Origin of the sequence: Xanthomonas sp. NCPPB 2632, assembly GCF_041228075.2 — a bacterium.
Classification (GTDB): Bacteria; Pseudomonadota; Gammaproteobacteria; order Xanthomonadales; family Rhodanobacteraceae; genus Luteibacter.
Map to the genome: position 1 here is coordinate 231,292 of NZ_CM192979.1, position 21,150 is coordinate 252,441.

The window sequence follows — 21,150 nt, forward strand, 5'->3', positions numbered from 1 at the left end:
GGATGGCGTCAGGGCAAACCGGCCAGCAGCCACGGATACGGCATCAGGTTGCGAGCGCAAAGCGTCTCGAAGGCCGTCCGTCATAAAAAGGCACTAAAGTATCCTAATTGTAACGCTTTTGGTCTTTTTATGTGATACAAGAGTGCGTATATGAGCGAAAAAGCAACTCTCGAAGTTTTCCAGGACGGCCTCTGGGTCGAGGCGGCTGCCATACGCCTACTCGGCCCGCATGCAGCTGGTTGGGAAGTCGCAACAGACACCGCCTACAGCCTGGCATATGCCCTGGAAAACGAGGGCAGGGTTGACGCATCCGCGCTTAGCGCGACGGCACCCGTGTCGCTGGAATCCATCCGCCACACCACGTGGCCTCCGTTCCTGGTCGATCTGTTGCCGCAAGGCTACGGACGACAGGAACTGCTTCGTCAACTGGGCCTTCGTGAGACCGCCGGGGCGTCAGCTGACTGGCAACTGCTCCTGGCCGGCGCGGGCAACCCGATCGGCAACATCCGCGTGCGCGAAGCCGCCGATCGGTTGAAGGCACATGCAGCACATGACCGGAAGGGATTCACCGAGGCCGACGTGCTCGAGCGGGCGGAAGCCTTTAGCGAGCATCTGGTCCGGCACGGGCTTTTTGTAGCCGGATCGTCCGGCGTCCAGGGCGAGTGGCCCAAGATCCTGATGACGCAGGATCGCGAGGGTCTCTACTACCTCGATCATGCGCTTCCCGACGAAGACGTCGCTGCCCACTGGCTGGTCAAATTCGCACGAGGGCCCAATGCCGCTCTTGCCACGATTCTTCGGCACGAAGCACCTTACATGGCGCTTGCGCGGCACCTCGGCCTGGATGTGCACGGGAAGATGCATGGCAGTGCGCGTACGGTATTCATTCCCCGATTCGATCGCACGGTGACGCCGCACGGGGTGCTGCGTCACGCCCAGGAAAGCCTCGCCTCGCTTTGCGGCCTCGCTGGCTTCGGGCTCGTGCCTTCGCATAACGAGGCGCTGCGTCGCCTTGCAACGGCATGTACCAACCGGGATCGCGATGTGGTCGAGTACCTGCGCCGTGACGTCGCCAACATCGCGCTCGGCAACAAGGATAATCACGCACGTAATACGGCCATCCAGCGCCGTGCAGACGGCTACATAGGCCTCACGCCCTTGTTCGATTTCGTGCCGATGATGCTGCACCCCGATGGCATCGCACGTCGCATGCGCTGGGAGAAAGATGACGGCGGCGCGCCCAAGTGGGCCAGCGTCGTCGCTCAGGTGGCGGAAGCAACAGGCGTGGACCAGAACATCCTGGTGCATGCCTTGAGAGAAATGATCGAGCCACTGCGCAGCCTGCGCACCTATGCCCTCGACATCGGCGTCGATGTGGCCATCCTGGATATGCAGCGCGCCGCCATCGAAGACGTCGTCGAACAACTCGAGGCGCTTTGACCCATGGACAAACGCTTCAAACCCCTGACCAGCAGCGAAGAAATGGACGTCCGCCGCGCCCTGCTCGACGACATCAACGCCCACCCTGGCCGCCCGATCCCCGAAGTCATTCGGCAGGTCCGCACCACGCTCCACCTGACCATCGCCGAGTACGCCAAGCTTTGCCGCGTGTCCCCCCGAGGACTGCAGGACATCGAGCGCGGCATCAAGAGCCCCACACTCGCCACCGTGGCCAAACTGCTACGCCCCATGGGCCTGCGTGCCGGCGTCGTGACACGCGAGCGCGCCGAAGCAGCGGAGGCCGCAGCCGCAGCCGCAAAAACGAAAACGCCCGCATAAGCGGGCGCTTCCGACGAAACCCTCAACCCCGATATCAGTCGATATCGAGGAACGAACGCAGGGTTTCCGAACGGCTCGGGTGACGCAGCTTGCGCAGGGCTTTGGCTTCGATCTGACGAATACGCTCGCGGGTCACGTCGAACTGCTTGCCGACTTCTTCCAGCGTGTGATCCGTGTTCATGTCGATGCCGAAGCGCATGCGCAGCACCTTGGCTTCACGCGGGGTGAGGCCGGCCAGCACGTCACGCACGGTTTCCATGAGGCCCGTTTCCGTCGCCGACTCGATGGGCGAGCTGGCGTTGGTGTCTTCGATGAAGTCGCCCAGGTGGGAGTCTTCGTCGTCGCCGATCGGGGTTTCCATGGAGATCGGTTCTTTCGCGATCTTCAGCACCTTGCGGATCTTGTCCTCCGGCATCTCCATTTCCTTGGCCAGCTCTTCCGGCGTCGGCTCGCGGCCGAACTGCTGGAGCATCTGGCGGGAGATGCGGTTCAACTTGTTGATCGTCTCGATCATGTGCACCGGGATACGGATGGTGCGGGCCTGATCGGCGATCGAGCGGGTGATGGCCTGACGGATCCACCACGTGGCGTACGTGGAGAACTTGTAACCGCGGCGGTATTCGAACTTGTCCACGGCCTTCATCAGGCCGATGTTGCCTTCCTGGATAAGGTCGAGGAACTGCAGGCCGCGGTTGGTGTACTTCTTGGCGATGGAGATGACCAGGCGAAGGTTGGCCTCGACCATTTCCTTCTTGGCGCGGCGGGCCTTGGCCTCACCGACGGACATCGCGCGGTTGATTTCCTTGATGTCGGTCAGTGGCAGGTACAGCGTGCGCTCGATGGCGGCCAGTTTTTCCTGCTCGCCGTCGATCACTTCGCGGTAGTTCTTGATGTTGGGCGACCACTTCTGGCGCTTGCGCGACAGCTCGGCGGCCCACTCCAGGTTGCCTTCGTTCGAGGGGAAGCTCTTGAGGAACTCCGCGCGCGGCATTTTCACCTGCTTGACGAAGATGTCCATCAGCACGCGCTCGTGGTGACGGATGTCGTTCACCACTTCGCGCAGCTTGCGCACGAAGCTGTCGATCAGCGCCGAGGGCAGCTTGAGGTTGAGGAACGCCTCCGACATCTGCTCGCGGATCTTCGCGACCTTCTTGTCGTTGATCTCGGCCTTGGGCGCGGTCTTCTGGAACTTGCCGTGCAGCGAGCGCAGTTCTTCCATGCGGCGCTTCACTTCTTCCGGATCGGGACCGGTGGGACCGGCTTCCTCTTCCTCGGCGCCTTCCACCGCTTCCTCGTCGTCGTCGGACTCGACATCGCCCGCTGCCTCGGCGGCTTCCGCTGCCTCGGCCTTGGCCTGGTCGGCGGCTTCTTCCAGGTCGGCGAAGCCGGCCAGGATCTCGCTCAGGCGACGCTTGCCCTCGACGTGCTGATCGTATTCCTCGAGCAGCAGCTGGATGGTCAGCGGGAAGCTGGCCAGTGCGGTCTGCACCTGGCTGAGGCCTTCCTCGATGCGCTTGGCGATGGCGATCTCGCCCTCGCGGGTGAGCAGTTCCACGGTGCCCATCTCACGCATGTACATGCGGACGGGATCGGTGGTGCGGCCCACTTCGGCATCGACGGCCGACAGCAGCGCCACGGCCTCTTCGGCAGCCGACTCGTCGTCGGTGCTGGTGCCGGGGGCGGCGCCGTCGGAGATCGTGTCGGTATCCGGTGCGGAGTCGTGCACTTCGATGCCGACGCCCTTGAGCACCGCCATGATGTCTTCGATCTGCTCCGGATCGACGATGTCGTCGGGCAGGTGATCGTTGATTTCCGCGTAGGTCAGGTAGCCCTGCTCCAGGCCCTTGGAGATGAGCTGTTTGATTTCGGACTGCTGCTCGTGAGCTTTGTTAGTCATGCCGACCGCCGCGGGTTACAGGAACCGATCAGTATAGTCATTTGATGATTTTTTGACCAGTTTTCAAGTGGATCGGACCCACCGATGCAACGCAAGAATCGCGCCAGATGGCCGTTGCCGGCCGGGCGACCGCGTCGCGGTGGGAAGGGAGACAGAGGCCGCAGCCCCCGTGCCAGGACGCCTCAGCGCACCTCCAGACGGAAGGTGACCGGGCCATCGTTGATCAGGTGAACTTTCATATGGGCACCGAAGCGTCCGGTTTCCACCCCCGGCTGGGCGGCCCGGGCCAGTTCGACCAGACGATCGAACCAGCGGCGGGCGTCGTCCGGCGCGGCGGCGGTGGTGAAGCTGGGTCGCATGCCCTTGCGCGTGTCCGCGGCCAGGGTGAACTGGCTGACCAGCAACAGGCTGCCGCCGGTGTCGGCCAGCGCGAGGTTCATTTTCCCGTCGGCATCGGAGAAGACGCGGTAACCGCGCAGCCGTTCCAGCATGCGCACGCACTGGGCCTCGCCGTCGCCCGGTTCCACCGCGACCAGGGCGAGCAGGCCGGCGTCGATGGCACCCACCGTCTGCCCGTCGACATCGACGCGTGCGGATTCGACACGTTGGATCAGTGCAATCATGGCTGGGTTAGCGGCGGCGGGCGGCCAAGCTTAAAGGGTGCAGGCCTCGCGTTACAGGAGGCGGGGCCACGGCAAGCATGTGTGCCTTACACTTCCGCGGATGCGCCCGGATATCTACGTTCTCTATCTCCTGCTGCGGCTGGTCAGCCTCTTCCCGTTGCGTACCGTCCATCGCGTCGGTGCGTGGATCGGTCGCCGTTCGTTGCGCTCCGGCTCGCGCAGCGCGCGTTACAGCGCGGTCAACCTGCGGCTTACCCGCCCCGCGCTCACCGAGGCCGAGCACCGGGAGCTGCTCGTGCGCACCATGGAGGAGTCCGGGAAGTCGGTGACCGAGGTGGCGGCCATCTGGGGCGCCGGTGCCGACCGTTCGCTGGGCCTGGTGCGCGAAGTGGTCGGCGGCGACCTGTTCGAGGCGGCGCTGGCGTCCGGCAACGGCACCATCGTCGCCGCGCCGCACCTGGGCTGCTGGGAACTGCTCAACTACTGGCTGTGCAGCCGGACACCCATGGCCATCCTCTATCGGCCGCCGCGCATCGCGGCCATCGAGGCCCTGCTGCGCAAGGTGCGCGGCAAGCTGGCGCCGGAGCAGGTGCGGGCGGAGGGCGCCGGCGTACGCACGCTGTTCAAGCGGCTGGCCGCGGGCGGCACCGTGGGCATCCTGCCGGACCAGAAACCGCGCGAGGGCGACGGCGAGTTCGCGCCGTTCTTCGGCGTGGAGGCACTGACGATGGTGCTGTTGCCGCGCCTGGCGGCGCGCACGGGCGCCACGGTGCTTTTCAGCTTCGCCGAGCGCCTGCCGGACGGCCAGGGCTTCCGCATCCACATCCTGCCCGCGCCGGAAGGCATCGACAGCACGGACCTCGCGGTGGCCTGCGCGGCGTTGAACCGCGGGGTGGAGCAATGCGTCGAGCGTGCCTACCCGCAGTACCAGTGGCACTACAAACGGTTCACCGCCCACGACCGGCCGGATCCCTACAAGGTCAGCCCTTCCGCGAAAGGCGGTTGAGGAACACCGTCATTTCCTTGCCGGCCTGGATGTCGCCACGCCGTGTGGCGGCTGCGACGCCTTCGCGCCAGGCTTCGGCGGCGGCGTTCTCGTCGTCCTCGGCCAGCAGGGCTTTGCCCAGCAGTTTCCACGCTGCCGAGTAATCGCGGTCGAACGTCAGAGCCTCGCGGAACGCGGCGGCGGCGTCGCGGTACATGCCGTCGCCCAGCAGCGCATTGCCGATCGAGAAGCGCAGCAGCGCGCCATCGCGTGGCCCGCCCATCTGCGCGCGGAGGCGCTCGATCAGGGGATCGGGGCTCATCGGAGTGCCGCCCGCGTGCGCCAGTATTCCTGCGGATAGAGCAGCGTCGGCTGCTTCGGCTCCGCGGGCACGCGGCCCGCCTGCAACGCGGCCAGGGTGGGAGCGTCCCAGATCATCAGCCAGCCGGTACGCGAGGGCTGGATCAGCCGGGCGTAGCGGAAGGCCTCCGTCGGCGGATGCTTGGCATAGGACACGATGACGCCGTCGGGATGGTGGTGCGCGAAGTCGCCCAGGCTGTCGCCGTTGTGTACGGCGGTGTCCTCGTCGTCTTCCACCGGTGTCGCCATGCCCGGCACCACGTTGATGCGCGCGATGGGATGCATCAGGCGACCGGCAAAGTGGTACTGCCCGTTGTACGACACGCCGAGGTTGCCGATCGGGTGTCCGGCGGCATCGGCCTGGGCAAGGTACTGCGATGCCGGCGCCAGGTCGTAGCGGTACCACACGCCCAGCGTGAACAGCGCATTGAGCGACACCGTGCCGATCAGGCCGGCGAAGGCCAGCCGGCGCATCTCGCCACGGCCGCGCAGCAACAGCAGCGCCCCCAGCACGATGAAGATCACGCCGAAGAAGCGGGCATAGGGCGCCATGCCGGTCAGCCAGAGGTTGTCCGGGAAGCGCGAGGGCACCAGCGACGGCATGGCGAACAGCGCGATGGCGAGCACGAAGGCGCCGACCGAGAGCGGCCACGTGCCCAGGACATAACGCGTGGCCAGAACCGCATGCCGCTCGCGCAGGTCGGCGACCGACGCGGCCACCAGCATCGTGACGCCGGCCAGCTCGGGCAGCAGGTAGTACAACTGCTTGCCGGTGACCAGCGAGAACACCAGCAGCGACGGCAGCAACCAGGCCAGCAGGAAGCGCAGCCCGGTTTCCAGCGGCTGGCGCATCAGCGCGACGAGCAGCGGCACTACCACCAGCACCACCAGCAGCTTCTCCAGCAACGGCGGGAAGTGCGCGACGGCGGCGGAGACCAGCGACAGCAGCAGCGCCACGACCGAGCAGGCGATGGCACCGCCGGTGCCCGCGCGCCACGGCCGGCGGAACAGCGTCATCGGCAGGGCCACGATGCCGCGCAGCCAGCCGCTCAGCGGAAACACGATGACCGGCAGGAACAGCAGGTAATACCAGGCGGGGCGGGCGTGGTTCTGCAGGTCGGCGGCGTGCGTGTCGACCACGCGGCCGGCCGTCTGGGTGAAGAACAGCCGCTGGCGGTAAGCCTCGCCGCCCGCCTCGCCGGCGGGCAGCGCCCAGGCCAGCAGGATGGCGAAGCCCAGCAGCAGGCCGAGCACGCCGAAGCCGTACCAGCGGGCCTTGTGCTGGCGCGCCCAGTCGCTCCACAGCGGGCCCAGCAGCAGCGGGAACAGCACGTGCAGCGCCATCACCGGACCCTTGGTCAGCAGGCCGGCGCCGACGAACAGGCCGAACAGCCACCAGCGCGGCTCCGCGCGCGTCGCCGTGGGCGTCAGGGCGAGCAGGGCGGCCAGCACCCACACCACCAGCAGCACCTCGTACATGATCTGCAGGCCGAACAGGAAGGCGTACGCGAGGCCCATCAGCAGCCACGGCGTGGCCTTGGCGACCCACGGGCGTGCCGGGAAAAGCCGGCTGGCCAGCAACGAGGCCAGCACCAGCTGCGCGCCGCCGAAGATCACCTCGAGCACGCGCGGCCAGACATCGTTGACCCCGAACACCGCCCAGCCGGCGTGGATCATCCAGAACAGCAGCGGCACCTTCTCGCTGTACGGCTCGCCGTTGATATGCGGCACCAGCCAGTGGCCGTGTGCCCACATTTCCCAGGCGACGGCCAGGGTGCGCGTGGAAAACATCGGCATGGGGCCGTGGGAGAAGATCGCCAGTAACGCCATCGCGGCCCACAGCGGCAGCCAGGGCCAGAGGGCGCGAAGGTGTTCCGATCGGTTATAGGCGCTGTTGGACAAGGGCGTCGTCACCGCTGAAGGATCGGGAATTCTAAACGCTTCGGCGTGGTAGCAGCGTATCCAGCGCCCGGCCCAGGCGGGCGGGGAAGCCGGACTGGTTGGCCTCATACCACGCGCGTGCCGCCCGGCCGAGGGTTTCGACCTCGGTATCCGCCATGTTGATGGCACGCTCGACGCAGGTTTCCAGCGCTTTTTCGTCGAAGGCCCACAGGGTGGCCGCGTTGAGCGTGCCGTTTTCGTGCGCCGCCACCCGCAACCCGCGGGTGTCGTCCACCAGCTCGTTCATCGGGGCGCCATCGGTGGCCAGCACCACGGCGCCGCAGCTCATGGCTTCCGCGATGTAATGGCCCCAGCCCTCGGCCTCGGACAGGCACAGGTGGAAACGATGCGTGTTCTGCAGGCGATGGATGGCTTCGGCATCCGCCAGGTAGGTCACCTGGTGGTCGAGATTGGCCGGGGAGGGCGCTGGCTCGGAAGCGGCCACCGAGGGCGACTGCAGCACGTGCAGCGTCGGCCACTCCGGATGCCGGCGCCAGACGTCCAGCAGCCGCTGGGTACCCTTCATCCGGCTGCCGCCGGCCAGGTGCAGGAATTCGCGGTCGCGCGGCAGGCCGTCCCGGTGGCAGTCCGCGCTGAGGAAGCCGATGTGCGCCACGGGAAGCCCCATCGCGCCGAACGTGGCCATTGCGCTGTGGGTCTTGCACAGGATGGCGTCGAAGCGCGGCAGGTGGCGGCGGTCCCGCTGGCTCATCCACTCCGGATTGGGGATGAGTGCGTTGCGGCGCGACATCGGCAGGTAGCCCGGATGCACGTGCTCGATGGTGATGCCGAGGTCGTAACGTCGCGGGCCGCGTCCGGTTAGCCAGCGCGCGACCATGGCGGCTCGCTGCACCCACGCACGCCAGGGCCAGCCGCTGTTGCGCTGGGGCGCGCGTGTCACCGTCACCTGGTGACCGAGGCCGCGCAACGCGTTTTCCACCAGGCGGATGTCGTGGGCAAGCCCGCGGCCGTTGTCCCAGGCGATGAGGTTGACGTGGGCCATGTCAGAGCGGCCCGGCGACCGCGCGCCGCCGCTCCAGCGAGCGCGCCACGTGCACGGCCAGGCCCAGGGTCAGGAAGAAGAACAGCGAGTGCGGCATGGCGCGGTAGAACACGTTGTCGGTCAGCCCGCACAGCGCATACATGGCGGTCGTGGAAAACCCCGCACAGGCCGGCATGGCCACCGTGTTGTCGGAATTGAGCGCGTGGCGTCCGAAGTACCCCAGCGAGCAACCGAACAGCGCCACCAGGATGAGCAGCCCGGGAATGCCGCCGGTGGCCGCCCATTCAAGGTATTCGCTGTGCGGATGGTTGTAGCGCTCTACGGACGGATTGACCTGGCCATCGGCGATACGCGCCCGGGTGAAACTGCCGAACTGGTTCATGCCCACGCCGGTCAGCGGATGCGCGATCACGGCCATGCGGGCGGCCCGCCACATTTCCAGGCGCTCGCGCACGGCGCCGGTGGCGTCCTGTTCGCTGTAGGTGGCCACCTCGTCCTTGACCGCGGCCAGGCGTTCCACCATCTCGCCGTGCAGCGTGGTGGCGGCGAGGCCGGCCGCGCCCACACCGATCACCAGGGCCAGCACGCTTTGCCGCCAGCGGCCGGTGCGCCGGCCCTGGATGAGCATCAGCGCCGCGAACACCGGCACGAAGGCCAGCAGCGGGCCACGGCTCTGGGTCAGCAGGGCGCCATAGAAACCGAGCGCGGCGAACACGGCGTGCATCGCCCGCTCGCGGGGGCGCAGCTCGCCGCGCAGGGCCTGCAGGATGGCGACGAGGGCCAGCGTGAGCATGAACATGCCGAACTCGATGGCGCCCCATTCGCCGTTGTTGACGCCGTAGACGCGGTCGATGCCTTCGACGTAGTGCTGTTCGAGGCAGATGAGGCCGAGCACGCCGGCCGAACTGCTGAAGCCGATGCGCATGGCGACGGTGCGCAGGGGCAGCGCGAACGTGCCGGCGATCACCATGAAGGCCAGCACGTGCGAGGTCACGTCGAACTCGCGCCAGTCCACCCCGTGAGCGCTGACGTTGACGCCCCAGAACACCAGCGCGATGGCGGCCGGCACGACCACCGGCGCGGCGCGACGATACGCGCGCCGCACGTCCGGGCGTGCCGCGATGGCCCACAAACCGGTGAGGAACAGGATCAGTGCGGGCAGCGCCTTGGCCTTGACCGGCACGGCGAAGGACAGGGGCATGATCGCGATGAGCAGCGAGACGATCCACGCGCGCCACGGATTCGGTTTTTCGAGCACTCGGCACCTGTCGGAATCGGAACGGTGCGGCGGCTTCGCCGGCACCGGCTCGTGCCGCCGGGGCGGCGCGAGGGCATGTTACTTTAACGGATCGCGGATGCCTCTCCGTGGGCTTCCCGGTGAGCGGCGCCAATTCAGCTTCCGTAAGGACCTGCCCCGCGCATGAAGCTCCTGTTCACCAACTTCCACGCCGGTGACGGCGGCGGGCATACCACCTACCTGATTGCGCTGGCGCGCGGGCTGTGCGGTCGCCACCAGGTGCATGTGGCGGCGCCCCCGGGCAGCCGCCTCAACCGCGAAGCCCGGGTGCTGCCAGGTGTGCACGTGCTGGACCAGCCGTTCCCGAACGGCCTGGGCAAGCTGCCCGCGCGTCATCGCGCGCGCCGGCAGTTGTCCGCTTACCTGGCCGACCATCGTTTCGAGCTGGTCCACGTCAATGGCTCCGCCGACCACCGCCTGGTCATGGCGGCGGCCCGCGGCCTGCCGCGCCGGCCGCCCATCGTGCTGACCAAACACAACTCCAAGCCGATGACCGGTATCGGCCATGCCTGGCGGGCGCGTGCCGGTACCGATGGCGTGATCGCCGTGTGCGAGTACGTGCGTCGCCAGGTGATGGCCTCGCCGTACGCCCGCTGCCGTGTCACTACCGTGTTCAACGGCGTCGATATCGACCGTTTCGCGCCCCGCCCGGCGGACCCGGGCCTGCGTCAGGCCTGGCTGGCCCCGGCCATCGCGCCCGGCGCGCAGGTGCCGCTGTTGATCGGCAGCAACGCCGGCACCTCGCGCTACAAGGGCTGGATGGATCTGGTCGAGGCGCTGGGGTCGCTGGCACCGGACTGGCGCGATCGCCTGCGCGTGGTGCTGGCCGGTGCGCTGCCCGACGAGGCGGACCGGGCCCGTATCCACGCTCTGGGACTCGACTCGCACGTGCATTTCGCCGGCCTGCTCGACGACGTGCGGCCACTGGTGGCGACCCTGGACGCGGGTTTCGTGCTGTCCTGGGACGTCGAGACCATTTCCTTCGCCTGCCGCGAGATGATGGCGATGGAAAAACCGGTGCTGGTCAGCGATTACGCGGGCCTGCCCGAGAACATCGACGAAGGCCGGGACGGCTGGGTCGTGCCGGCGCGCGATCGCCAGGCCATCGCCGCGGCGCTGCGCCGACTGGTGGCGCAGCGTGACCGCCTGCGGGCGATGGGCTTCGCGGCGCGTGCCCATGCGGAAGCCGCGTTCGGCCTCGATCGCTTCATCGACGGCACCGAGGCGTTCTATCGCGAGGTCAGGCTGGCCAGCCTGCCGGGCGCGGCACCGGCCTGACCCGGGCGGATCCGTTCAGCCGGTCTTGCGCAGCAGCGCGTAGTACATGCCGTCCAGGTCGCCATCGCCCGGCAGGATCTGCCAGCCGATGGCGGCGGCCTGGCCCACCGGGAGGGTGAACGACACCACGGTGGCGTCGGTGCGCTCGCCGACGAACGCACCGACCACGCCCTCGTTCTCGGCGCGCAGCAGCGAGCACGTGACGTAGAGCAGGGTGCCGCCCGCGGCGAGCGTGTCCCAGCAGGCGGCGAGGATGCGCCGCTGCTGCGCCACCAGCGCGGGGATATCCGCAGCGCGGCGATGCAGCCGCACGTCGGGCCGGCGGCGGATCACGCCGGTGGCCGAGCACGGGGCGTCGATCATCACGCGGTCGAACGGGCGGCCGTCCCACCACGCGGCGATGTCGCCGGCATCGCCCACCACTACCTCGGCGCTCAGGCCGAGCCGGTCGAGATTCTGCCGGATGCGCGGCGCCCGGCGGCTTTCGGACTCCACGGCCAGCAGCGCGACGTCCGCCCGCTCCAGCGCATGGCAGGCCTTGCCGCCGGGGGCGGCGCAGGCGTCGAGCACGCGGTGGCCGTCGGCCAGATCGAGCAGGTCGGCCGGCACCTGCGCGGCCCCGTCCTGCACGGCGAAATGGCCCGCAGCAAAGCCGGGCAGGCGGGTCACGTCGGTGCTGTGCGGCAGCACCAGGCCATCGGCCAGCCAGTCATGCGGCTGGATATCCTGCCCGGCCTCGCGCAGCGTGGTCGCCAGGGCGTCGCGGTCGGCACGCCGGCGGTTCACGCGCAGCATCAGGGGCGGCTCGTGGTTGGCGGCGGCCATGATCTCGTCGGCGCGTCCGGGCCAGTCGTGCGCCAGGGCCGAGGCCAGCCAGGCAGGATGGGCATGGCGCGTGGCCGGTGTGGCATCCAACTCGGCCAGCAGGGCCTCGCGCTCACGCAGCCAGCGCCGCAGCACGGCGTTGGCCATGCCCGCCAGGCGCGGGCGGCGCAACTCGCGTACGGCTTCCACGGTGGCGGCCACGGCCGCGTAGCCCGGCATCTGCAATACCTCGAGCTGCACCAGCGCGGTGACCAGCAACGCGTGGACGGCCGGCTCGTTGCGCCGGATGGGCTTTGCCAGCAGACGATCCAGCGCCGCATCGAAGCGTGGCCACCAGCGCGCACCTTCGTGCAGCAGCGCGGTGAGCAGGGCGCGATCGCGCGGGTCGGCCAGCCGTGGCAGCGCGCGGTCGGCCACCTCGCGCAGCGAATGCCCGGAGAGGGCGATGCCGGCCAGCGACTCGGCGGCCAGGGCGCGAACCGAAATGGCCTGGCTCACGGACGCGCCTGCTTCAGCTCCGGGCGCGCGTTGAGATAGTCGGCGGCGCCGATCCGGCGACCGCCGGCGCGCTGTACGGCCAGCAGGCGCAAGGCACCCTGGGCACAGGCGATGTCGATACCGTCGCGCGAGGCGCCCAGCACCTCGCCGGGAGTGCTGCCCGGAACGCCGTCGATGGCGCGTGCCGCCCAGACGCGCAGGCGCTCGCCGGCCACCTCGGCCTCGGCCACCGGCCAGGGATCGAACGCGCGCACCTTGCGCTCCAGCGCGTCGGCGGGCTGCGTGAAATCCAGGCGGGCTTCGGCCTTGTCGAGCTTGTGGGCGTAGGCCACGCCTTCGTCATCCTGCGCACGGGCCGCAAGGACCTCGCCGGCCATCGTGCGCCGCAGCCCTTCCACCAGCGCATCCGCGCCCAGGGCCGCGAGCCGGTCGTGCAGGCTGCCGCCGGTGTCGTCCGGCGCGATGGAGGTGCGCCGTTCGACCAGCACCGGGCCGGTGTCCAGGCCCGCTTCCATCTGCATCAGGTCGACGCCCGATTCGGCATCGCCGGCCAGGATCGCCCGCTGGATGGGTGCCGCGCCACGCCAGCGGGGCAGCAGCGAGGCATGCACGTTCCAGCAGCCCAGCGCGGGGATGGCCAGCACCTTGCGGGGCAGGATGAGGCCGTAGGCGACCACGACCATCAGATCGGGCGCGTAGGCGGCCAGGCGATCGCGGTCGGCCTGGGCCTTGAACGATTCGGGTTGCTCCACCGGCACGCCGGCCGCCAGCGCCGCTTCCTTGACCGGGCTGGCCCCCAGCTTGCGGCCACGGCCGGCGGGCCGGTCGGGCTGGGTGTAGGCGGCCACGACCTCGGCGCCCGATGCACGGCAGGCGTCGAAACAGGGAACGGCGAATTCGGGTGTTCCGGCGAACACCACGCGCAACGGACGGATGGCCACGCTCAGGCGCTGGCCTTGCGCTGCTTTTCCATCCGCTTCAACAGCATGCCGCGCTTGAGCGGCGACAGGTAATCGACGAAGACCTTGCCCGCCAGGTGGTCCATCTCGTGCTGGATGCACACCGCGAGCGGACCTTCCACATCGACGAGAACGGGGTTGCCTTCGGCATCCTGGGCGCGGACCTTCACATGCAGGGCGCGGGTGACATCGGCGTAGATGCCCGGGAACGACAGGCAGCCTTCCTGGTAGACCTGCTGGCCGTCCTTCTCGACGATCTCGGGGTTGATCAGCACCATCGGCTCGTTGCGGTCGTCGCTCATGTCGGCCACCAGCAGGCGCTGGTGCACGTTGACCTGCGTGGCGGCCAGGCCCACGCCGTTGGCGGAATACATGGTTTCGTACATATCGGCCACGAACTGCTTCAGCTCGGCATCGAACACGGTGACCGGGGCCGCGACGGTGCGCAGGCGCGGGTCCGGGAACTCGAGGATGGTGAGGATCGACACGGTGTCACCTTGAACGTCTGCGCGGGCCACTGCGGCACCGGATTGCCGACATATTGCGGGCGGATCGGCGGAAACCAGGCAGGGGCAAAGGTAGGATGAGCCTGTATTCTACGCGTGAGCCGGGGGCCCGGCGAGTCACGCCGAGTATTGTGCCCTTTAACGATTCAGTTACACTCGCGACAGCACCGGGGAAGGGGGAAATCCCGCATGATCAAGAAGTTCGCCATGCTGCTCGCCGGCATGTTCTTCACCGTGGCCGTCTACGCCGCGGCTGCCCAGCTACGCCCCGATCATCCGGACACCTACACGGTCCGCCGGGGCGACACGCTGTGGGATATTTCCGCGCGCTTCCTGAGCAAGCCGTGGCTGTGGCCCGAGATCTGGCAGGCCAACCCCCAGGTCCGCAATCCGCACCTGATCTATCCTGGCGATGTGCTCAACCTGTCGATGTCCGTCGGCAGCGGTCCGCACCTCGGCCTGGAGCCGCGCGTGCGCAGCGAGGGCGATGCCGTCACCGCCATTCCGCTCGCCGACCTACGCATGTTCCTCAAGGAAATGCGGGTCATGGGCGCGGACGACGTGGATCGCCTGCCGTACCTGGTCGGCTTCGAGGAGTCGCACCTGCGTGCGTCGCCGGGCAACAAGATCTACGCCCGCGACCTCGATTCGGCCCAGCCGGGTCAGCGCTGGGCCATCGTCCGCCCGAGCAATCGCTTCCGCGACCACGGCACGTACTCAGGCGACAAGGACATGCTCAACAATCCCAGCCATGGCGCCTTCGTGGCCGATGAGCTGGATAGCGACGCCTCGATGGCGCCCAGCCCGTGGCGCGAGGACTCGCGTCACGACACGCACACCGGCCGTGGCGTGGATCGCGGTGTGGAAGTGTCTGTCATCGGCACCGCCGAGGTCATCGCCGTGCAGCCCGAGCACAACGTAGCCAGCCTGGTCCTGGTCGACTCCACGCTGGAAATCCGCAAGGGCGACCGTCTGATGCAGGTGGACGACAAGCCGTACGATCCCTATTTCTACCCGCACGCGCCGAAGGGCCTGCCGCGGGACGGCCGGGTCATCGGCATCGCCGACGGCAATTTTGCCGGCAGCCGCCAGGTGGTCTCCATCTCCGCGGGTTCTGCCGATGGCGTGGACAACGGCACCACCTTCACGGTGATGGACCAGGGCGAGGTCATTCCCGACGAGGTGGGCGGCAACTACGAGCGCCGCGACACCTCCCGCAAGGTCAAGCTGCCGGATGAATTCGCCGGCCACCTCATGGTGTTCCGCACGTTCGACCATGTCAGCTATGCCCTCGTGATGGACGCCTACCGTCCGATCAAGAAGGGCCAGAAACTGGTCATGCCGGAATAACGGCGACACCGGCGGGTCGTTCGCCGATAGCCAGCCCGGCCGGAGTCTCTACACTGGCCGGATGACCGACACCGACGACCTCCGCGCCTGGCTGATCCTCCTGCGCACTCCCGGCGTCAGCGCCCGACAGCTGCGCGAGGGCCTGCAGGCCCGCGGCAGCGCCCCCGCGCTGCTCGCCTGGCTGCTGCGGCACACCGAGGCGCTCGACGCCGAAACCCAGGCCTGGCTGGATCGGCCGGATGAAACCGCCCTGGCCGGCGACCTGGCCTGGGTGAACGGCGGCCACGACCAGCGCCTGCTGCTGTGCACGGAGGAAGACTTCCCCCCACAGCTGGAAGCCATTCCCGATCCGCCGGCCGCGCTGTTCGTCAAGGGCGACGCCACCTTGCTGCTGCGGCCGCAGGTCGCCATCGTGGGTGCGCGCAAGGCCCAGGCACCGGGCCTGGCCAATGCCCGCCGGTTCGCCGCCGGCCTGGCCGAAGGCGGCCTGGTGGTCACCAGCGGCATGGCCGACGGCATCGACGGCGCGGCCCACGAGGCCGCGCTGGACGCCGGCCACCCCACCATCGCCGTCATCGCCACCGGCCCGGACAGGGTCTACCCGCCCAAGCACCACGCCCTCGCCCGGCGAATCGCGGCCGAGGGGGCCATCGTCAGCGAATATTCGCCTGGCACCAGCGGCGTGGCGTACCACTTTCCGCAGCGCAACCGCATCATCGCCGGGCTCAGCCTGGGCGTGGTGGTGGTGGAGGCCGGGCTGCGCTCGGGCTCGCTGATCACCGCCCGGGTCGCCGGCGAGCAGGGCAGGGATGTCTTCGCCCTGCCCGGTTCCATCCACAACCCCCTGGCCGAGGGCTGTCACGCGCTGATTGCCGACGGCGCCCGCCTGGTCCAGCGGCCGGACGAGGTGCTGGCCGCGCTGGCGCCGGCCGCCATGGAACTGGGCGCCCAGTTGCGCGAGCGGCTGGCTGCCGACCAGGCCGCTCCGGCCACCGCGCGGTCCAGGCGCGCTCCATTCGACTGGCGGGCCGATGAGGAATATCGCCGCCTCCTGGACGTCATGGGGTACGATCCCGCTTCTCTGGACGCCCTGGTGGGCACGACAGGGCTCGCCGCCGGGCCACTGTCGTCCATGCTGCTGATTCTCGAACTGGAAGGCGAGGTCGCCTGCCTCCCTGGAAACCGTTATCAGCGCGTGACGTAAGCACGTGCCGCTTGACAGGCATCCCGGCGTTATGGTCCCACTAAATATATACATACCCTGGGGCCCCCTGGCCCCGGCGGTTTTCGGAATCGGTTAACGCATGGCAAAGAACCTGCTCATCGTCGAGTCGCCCGCCAAGGCCAAGACGATCAACAAGTACCTCGGCACGGATTTCCAGGTGCTGGCGTCGTACGGCCACGTGCGCGATCTTCGGCCCAAGGAGGGTGCGGTCGATCCCGAGCGCGGCTTCGCCATGGCCTACGAGGTCATCGACCGCAACGAGAAACACGTCGATGCCATCGCCAAGGCGGCCAAGGCGGCCAGCTGCATCTATCTCGCGACCGACTTGGATCGCGAGGGCGAGGCCATCTCCTGGCACATCAGCGAGATCCTCCGGGAGCGCGGTCTGCTCGAGGGCAAGGACGTGCAGCGGGTGGTCTTCAGCGAGATCACGCCCAAGGCGATCAAGGAAGCCGTGGCCAACCCGCGCAAGCTGTCGCACGATCTGGTCGATGCCCAGCAGGCGCGCCGCGCGCTGGATTACCTGGTCGGCTTCAACCTGTCGCCGGTGCTCTGGCGCAAGGTGCAGCGCGGCCTGTCGGCGGGCCGCGTGCAGTCGCCCGCGCTGCGCATGATCGTCGAGCGCGAGCTGGAAATCGAAGCGTTCCGGGCACGGGAGTACTGGACCATCCAGGCCAGCCTCGCGCACAAGGACGGCGCGTTCGATGCCCGCCTGGTGCGCCTGGACGGCAAGAAGTTCGAGCAGTTCGACCTCACCAACGAGGCCGACGCGATGTCGGCGCGCGTCGCGCTGGAAAAGGCCGCGGCCGGCAAGTTCACCGTCGGCGAGGTCACCAGCAAGGAGCGCAAGCGTCGCCCGGCGCCGCCGTTCACCACGTCCACGCTGCAGCAGGAGGCCGCGCGCAAGCTCGGCTTCTCGACCAGTCGCACCATGCGCATCGCGCAGGGCCTCTATGAAGGCGTCGGTCTGGGCAGCGAGGGCAACGTCGGCCTGATCACCTATATGCGTACCGACTCCGTGGCCCTGTCCAACGACGCCACGGCCGAACTGCGCGACCTGATCGCCAGCGAATACGGCAGGAAAGCCTTGCCTGACGCGGTGCAGGCCTACAAGTCCAAGTCGAAGAACGCGCAGGAAGCGCACGAGGCCATTCGCCCCACCTCCGCCATGCGCACGCCCCGCAGCGTCGGCTCGTTCCTCAACGACGACCAGCGCAAGCTCTACGAACTCATCTGGAAGCGCACGGTGGCCTGCCAGATGGTCCACGCCACGCTGAACACCGTCTCGGTGGAGTTCCCGGTGGCCGATTCCGCGTTCCGTGCCACGGGCACCACCGTGATCGATCCCGGCTTCCTCGCCGTGTACGAGGAAGGCAAGGACCAGAAGGGCGATGAAGACGACGACCAGCGCCGCCTGCCGCGCCTGACCCAGGGCGAGGTCGTGCCGGTCGCCGCCATCGCGGCCGACCAGCATTTCACCGAGCCGCCGCCGCGCTTCTCCGAAGCCAGCCTGGTCAAGACGCTCGAGGAATACGGCATCGGCCGTCCGTCTACCTATGCCAGCATCATCCAGGTGCTGCTCAGCCGTGAATACGTGCTCCTGGAAAGCCGCCGGTTCAAGCCGACCGATGTGGGCCGCGCCGTCAGCCAGTTCCTGTCCGGCCATTTCGCGCAGTACGTCGATTACGATTTCACCGCCCGGCTCGAAGACGAACTGGACGCGGTCAGCCGTGGCGAAGAAGCCTGGGTGCCGCTGCTCGAGCGGTTCTGGCAGCCGTTCAAGACACTGGTAGACGACAAGACCGAATCGGTCGACCGCAACGAAGCCACGGGTGCCCGCGAACTCGGCGACGATCCGAAATCCGGCAAGCCGGTGTCGGTGCGCCTGGGCCGTTACGGCGCCTACGCGCAGATCGGCAGCAAGGACGACGAAGCCAAGCCCACCTACGCCAGCCTGCGTCCCGGGCAGAGCATGCACACCATCACGCTGCCGGAGGCGATGGAACTGTTCAAGCTGCCGCGCAACCTGGGCCAGTCGGAAGCGGGCGACGATGTCACCGTGGGCGTGGGCCGTTTCGGGCCCTTCGTGAAGCAGGGCGCCATGTATGCCTCGCTCAAGCCGGAAGACGACCCGTACACCATCGAGCTGCCGCGCGCCCTGCAGCTGGTGCAGGAGAAGCTCGAGGCCATCGCCAACCGCATCATCCTCGACTTCGGCGACGGCGTGCAGGTGCTGAACGGTCGCTACGGTCCGTACATCACCGACGGCGAAAAGAACGCGCGCATCCCCAAGGACAAGGAGCCGAAGTCGCTGACCGAAGCCGAATGCCGCGAGTTGCTGGCGGCGGCGCCGATCAAGAAGCCACGCGGCGGCCGTGCGGCCAAGAAAACCGCGACCAAGAAGGCCGCCGCCAAGAAGGCGACCACGAAGAAGGCCGTCGCTCCGGGCGACGCGCCGGCGAAGAAGACAGCCGTGAAAAAAGCGGCGTCGAAAAAAGCCGGTGCGAAGAAGTCCACGGTGAAGAAAACCGCGGCAAAGAAAACGGCCGCGAAGAAGGCGTCCACGACGAAGGCCGCGACGAAGAAAACAGCCGCGAAAAAAGCCGTCGGTGCCGCCGCCAAGCCGGCGTCGCCCGCCGCCGACTGACATGCGACGCATCGCTCTCGCCGATGTCGCCCTGGCCGCCGCCCGGCTTCGCGAGGGTGGCGTCCTTGCCTACCCGACCGAGGCCGTGTTCGGCCTCGGCTGCGATCCGCACAACCAGGCCGCCTTCGAGCGGATTTTCGCGCTCAAGGGCCGCCCCTCGTCGCTGGGCGTGCTGCTGATCGCCGCGGATTTCGCCCAGGTCCAGCCCTACATCGATGCCAGCGCGGTGCCGCCGCAGGTGCTCGCGGATATCCGGCGCTCGTGGCCCGGCCCGCACACCTGGGTGTTCCCGCGCAGCGTCGACGTTCCCCCCTGGATCGCCGGCGGGCATGCCGGCATCGCGTTGCGCGTGACCGCGCATGCCCCGTCGGCCGCGTTGTGCCGCGTTTTCGGTGGACCGCTGGTTTCCACCAGCGCCAATCCGCATGGTCAGCCGCCCGCACGCGACCTCGCCACGCTGGAACACTATTTCGGCGATCGCCTGGACGAGGCACTGGATGCCCCGCTGGGTGACCAGTCGCGCCCGACCACCATCCGTGACGCCCTGACCGGCGCTATCATCCGCGCCTGAGAGGGGGGAATCACCGATGTCGACCGCTTGCGAACTTACCGCGCATGACCATGCGCCCACCCTGCCGCTGCTGGTCGGCGCGCCGTCGCGCGTGGTCGCTTGGCGCGACGGCCGGCCCGTCACCGTCGCGACCTTCCTCGCCCACGTGCGCCAGGTGGCGGTATCGCTTCCGGAGGCCGGCAGCGCCGTGAACCTCTGCGAGGATCGCTACGCGTTCCTCGTCGCCTTCGCGGCACTGGTCGTTCGCGGCCAGACCAACCTGTTGCCGCCCTCGCGTGCCGCGCACGCCGTGGACGAGGTGATGGCCAGCCACCCCGGCGCGTACGCCATCGGCGAGCTGGCGCTGGACCCGGCACCGGCGGGCTACCGGCGCATGCCTGTGCTCGACGATGCCGCCGCGTCGGGCGACGATGTACCGGGCATTCCGGCCGATGCGGTGGTGGCCATCGGTTACACCTCCGGCTCCACCGGCAAGCCGAAGCCCAACGTGAAGACCTGGGGCAGCTTCGTCGCCAGCAACGCCGGCAATGCGTCGATGCTGGTCGGCACCATCGGCCGCGCCTTCGATGTCGTGGCCACGGTGCCGCCGCAGCACATGTACGGCATGGAGATGTCCGTGGTCATGCCGCTGCTGTCGGAGGTGAGCGTGCACTCGGGTCGCCCCTTCTTCCCCGCCGATGTCGCCACCGCCCTGGCGTCGATGCCGGAGCCCCGCGTACTGGTGACGACGCCGGTGCACCTGCGTGCCCTGGTGGCGTCCGGCGTGACGCTGCCGCGCCTTGCCGCGTTCGTCTCGGCTACCGCGCCCATGCCGGTCGAACTGGCGGTCGCCGCGGAGGCACGTTTCGGCGCGCCGTTGCACGAAGTGTTCGGGTCCACCGAAACCTGCGTCTTCGCCAGCCGCCGCACGGCAACCGACGATCACTGGTCGCTCTACCACGGCGTCACCCTGCATCCGCAACCGGACGGCACCCTGGTGGAAGCGCCGCAGCTGGCCGAGCCGATGGCGCTGGCCGATATCGTCTCGTTGCACGACGAGGGTCGTCGCTTCCAGCTCCGCGGTCGCAACACCGACCTGCTGGAAATCGCCGGCAAGCGTGCCTCGTTGGGCGACCTCAACCGGCGCCTGCTCGACATCGATGGCGTCCAGGATGGCGTGTTGTTCCAGCTGGACGACGCCGATGCGTCGGGCGTCTGTCGTATCGCGGGGCTGGTCGTCGCGCCCGACCTGACCGAGCAGGCCGTGCTGGCGGCACTGCGCCGCTCGATGGATCCGGTGTTCCTGCCGCGTCCCCTGCGCCGGGTGGACGCGTTGCCGCGCAACGAGACCGGCAAGTTGCCCCGCGGCCTGCTGTTGCAGATGCTCGCCGCACGCGGCTGATAGAATTCCGGGTTACTTGCCCGGA

At 68.4% G+C, this 21,150-nt stretch carries 18 protein-coding genes; 9 read left to right on the forward strand and 9 right to left on the reverse strand.

Annotated elements, in window-relative coordinates; all coding sequences use genetic code 11:
• Positions 1-150: 150 nt before the first annotated feature.
• Together AB8808_RS00995 and AB8808_RS01000 are read left to right on the forward strand one after the other, a co-directional pair.
• Complete coding sequence (locus AB8808_RS00995; protein ID WP_369925973.1) at positions 151-1,440, forward strand: type II toxin-antitoxin system HipA family toxin; 1,290 nt, start codon at positions 151-153, stop codon at positions 1,438-1,440.
• Positions 1,441-1,443: 3 nt separating this feature from the next.
• Entirely contained in the window at positions 1,444-1,779 is a 336-nt protein-coding gene (locus AB8808_RS01000; protein WP_369925975.1) for a helix-turn-helix domain-containing protein, read from the forward strand.
• Between the two features lie 34 nt (positions 1,780-1,813).
• On the opposite strand, the gene rpoD is transcribed toward AB8808_RS01000, so the two are convergent.
• Positions 1,814-3,676, reverse strand: a complete 1,863-nt coding sequence (rpoD, locus tag AB8808_RS01005) for an RNA polymerase sigma factor RpoD (RefSeq protein ID WP_369925977.1) — start codon at positions 3,674-3,676, stop codon at positions 1,814-1,816.
• A gap of 182 nt (positions 3,677-3,858) precedes the next feature.
• Positions 3,859-4,299: a D-aminoacyl-tRNA deacylase gene (gene dtd / locus AB8808_RS01010; RefSeq protein WP_036138420.1), complete on the reverse strand. Its 441-nt coding sequence runs from the start codon at positions 4,297-4,299 to the stop codon at positions 3,859-3,861.
• A 100-nt stretch (positions 4,300-4,399) separates the two neighbouring features.
• Here dtd and AB8808_RS01015 point away from each other — a divergent pair, with 100 nt between their 5' ends.
• Positions 4,400-5,305, forward strand: a complete 906-nt coding sequence (locus tag AB8808_RS01015; RefSeq protein WP_369931308.1) for an LpxL/LpxP family acyltransferase — start codon at positions 4,400-4,402, stop codon at positions 5,303-5,305.
• Here the strand turns inward: AB8808_RS01015 and AB8808_RS01020 are convergent.
• From AB8808_RS01020 to AB8808_RS01035, 4 genes are read right to left on the reverse strand one after another with little or no spacing between them, the layout of a single operon-like run.
• Positions 5,280-5,606: a hypothetical protein gene (locus tag AB8808_RS01020; protein ID WP_036138415.1), complete on the reverse strand. Its 327-nt coding sequence runs from the start codon at positions 5,604-5,606 to the stop codon at positions 5,280-5,282. The genes AB8808_RS01015 and AB8808_RS01020 overlap by 26 nt on opposite strands.
• Positions 5,603-7,546, reverse strand: a complete 1,944-nt coding sequence (locus AB8808_RS01025) for an ArnT family glycosyltransferase (protein WP_369925979.1) — start codon at positions 7,544-7,546, stop codon at positions 5,603-5,605. The genes AB8808_RS01020 and AB8808_RS01025 overlap by 4 nt, the downstream gene beginning before the upstream one ends.
• Before the next feature lie 31 nt (positions 7,547-7,577).
• Positions 7,578-8,588, reverse strand: coding sequence for a glycosyltransferase (locus AB8808_RS01030; protein WP_369925981.1), 1,011 nt, complete (start codon positions 8,586-8,588; stop codon positions 7,578-7,580).
• Position 8,589: 1 nt separating this feature from the next.
• Positions 8,590-9,846 (reverse strand): O-antigen ligase family protein, encoded by a 1,257-nt coding sequence (locus AB8808_RS01035; RefSeq protein WP_369925983.1) that lies wholly within the window; start codon positions 9,844-9,846, stop codon positions 8,590-8,592.
• A 162-nt stretch (positions 9,847-10,008) separates the two neighbouring features.
• Here AB8808_RS01035 and AB8808_RS01040 point away from each other — a divergent pair, with 162 nt between their 5' ends.
• Positions 10,009-11,163 carry a glycosyltransferase family 4 protein gene (locus AB8808_RS01040; RefSeq protein ID WP_369925985.1) on the forward strand — a complete coding sequence of 385 codons (1,155 nt, stop codon included), beginning with the start codon at positions 10,009-10,011 and terminating at the stop codon, positions 11,161-11,163.
• 15 nt (positions 11,164-11,178) lie between these two features.
• On the opposite strand, the gene rsmB is transcribed toward AB8808_RS01040, so the two are convergent.
• Genes rsmB through def form a run of 3 tightly spaced genes read right to left on the reverse strand, consistent with a single transcriptional unit; the run spans position 11,179 to position 13,933 of the window.
• Positions 11,179-12,486: a 16S rRNA (cytosine(967)-C(5))-methyltransferase RsmB gene (gene rsmB, locus AB8808_RS01045; protein WP_369925987.1), complete on the reverse strand. Its 1,308-nt coding sequence runs from the start codon at positions 12,484-12,486 to the stop codon at positions 11,179-11,181.
• Positions 12,483-13,427, reverse strand: coding sequence for a methionyl-tRNA formyltransferase (gene fmt / locus AB8808_RS01050; RefSeq protein WP_369925989.1), 945 nt, complete (start codon positions 13,425-13,427; stop codon positions 12,483-12,485). The genes rsmB and fmt overlap by 4 nt, the downstream gene beginning before the upstream one ends.
• A 2-nt stretch (positions 13,428-13,429) precedes the next feature.
• On the reverse strand, positions 13,430-13,933 hold the full coding sequence (gene def / locus AB8808_RS01055; RefSeq protein WP_369925992.1) for a peptide deformylase: 504 nt from the start codon (positions 13,931-13,933) through the stop codon (positions 13,430-13,432).
• A gap of 207 nt (positions 13,934-14,140) precedes the next feature.
• Between def and AB8808_RS01060 the strand changes: the two genes are divergently transcribed.
• The 5 genes from AB8808_RS01060 (at position 14,141) to AB8808_RS01080 (ending at position 21,125) form a co-directional block, all read left to right on the forward strand.
• The gene (locus tag AB8808_RS01060; protein WP_369925994.1) at positions 14,141-15,301 is read left to right on the forward strand and encodes a LysM peptidoglycan-binding domain-containing protein; all 1,161 of its coding nucleotides are present in this window, start codon (positions 14,141-14,143) and stop codon (positions 15,299-15,301) included.
• Positions 15,302-15,362: 61 nt separating this feature from the next.
• Positions 15,363-16,505: a DNA-processing protein DprA gene (gene dprA / locus AB8808_RS01065; protein WP_369925995.1), complete on the forward strand. Its 1,143-nt coding sequence runs from the start codon at positions 15,363-15,365 to the stop codon at positions 16,503-16,505.
• A 100-nt stretch (positions 16,506-16,605) separates the two neighbouring features.
• Entirely contained in the window at positions 16,606-19,173 is a 2,568-nt protein-coding gene (locus AB8808_RS01070; RefSeq protein ID WP_369925997.1) for a DNA topoisomerase I, read from the forward strand.
• 1 nt (position 19,174) lies between these two features.
• Complete coding sequence (tsaC, locus tag AB8808_RS01075) at positions 19,175-19,744, forward strand: L-threonylcarbamoyladenylate synthase type 1 TsaC (protein WP_369925999.1); 570 nt, start codon at positions 19,175-19,177, stop codon at positions 19,742-19,744.
• A 16-nt stretch (positions 19,745-19,760) separates the two neighbouring features.
• Positions 19,761-21,125, forward strand: a complete 1,365-nt coding sequence (locus AB8808_RS01080; RefSeq protein WP_369926001.1) for an AMP-binding protein — start codon at positions 19,761-19,763, stop codon at positions 21,123-21,125.
• Positions 21,126-21,150 lie beyond the last annotated feature (25 nt).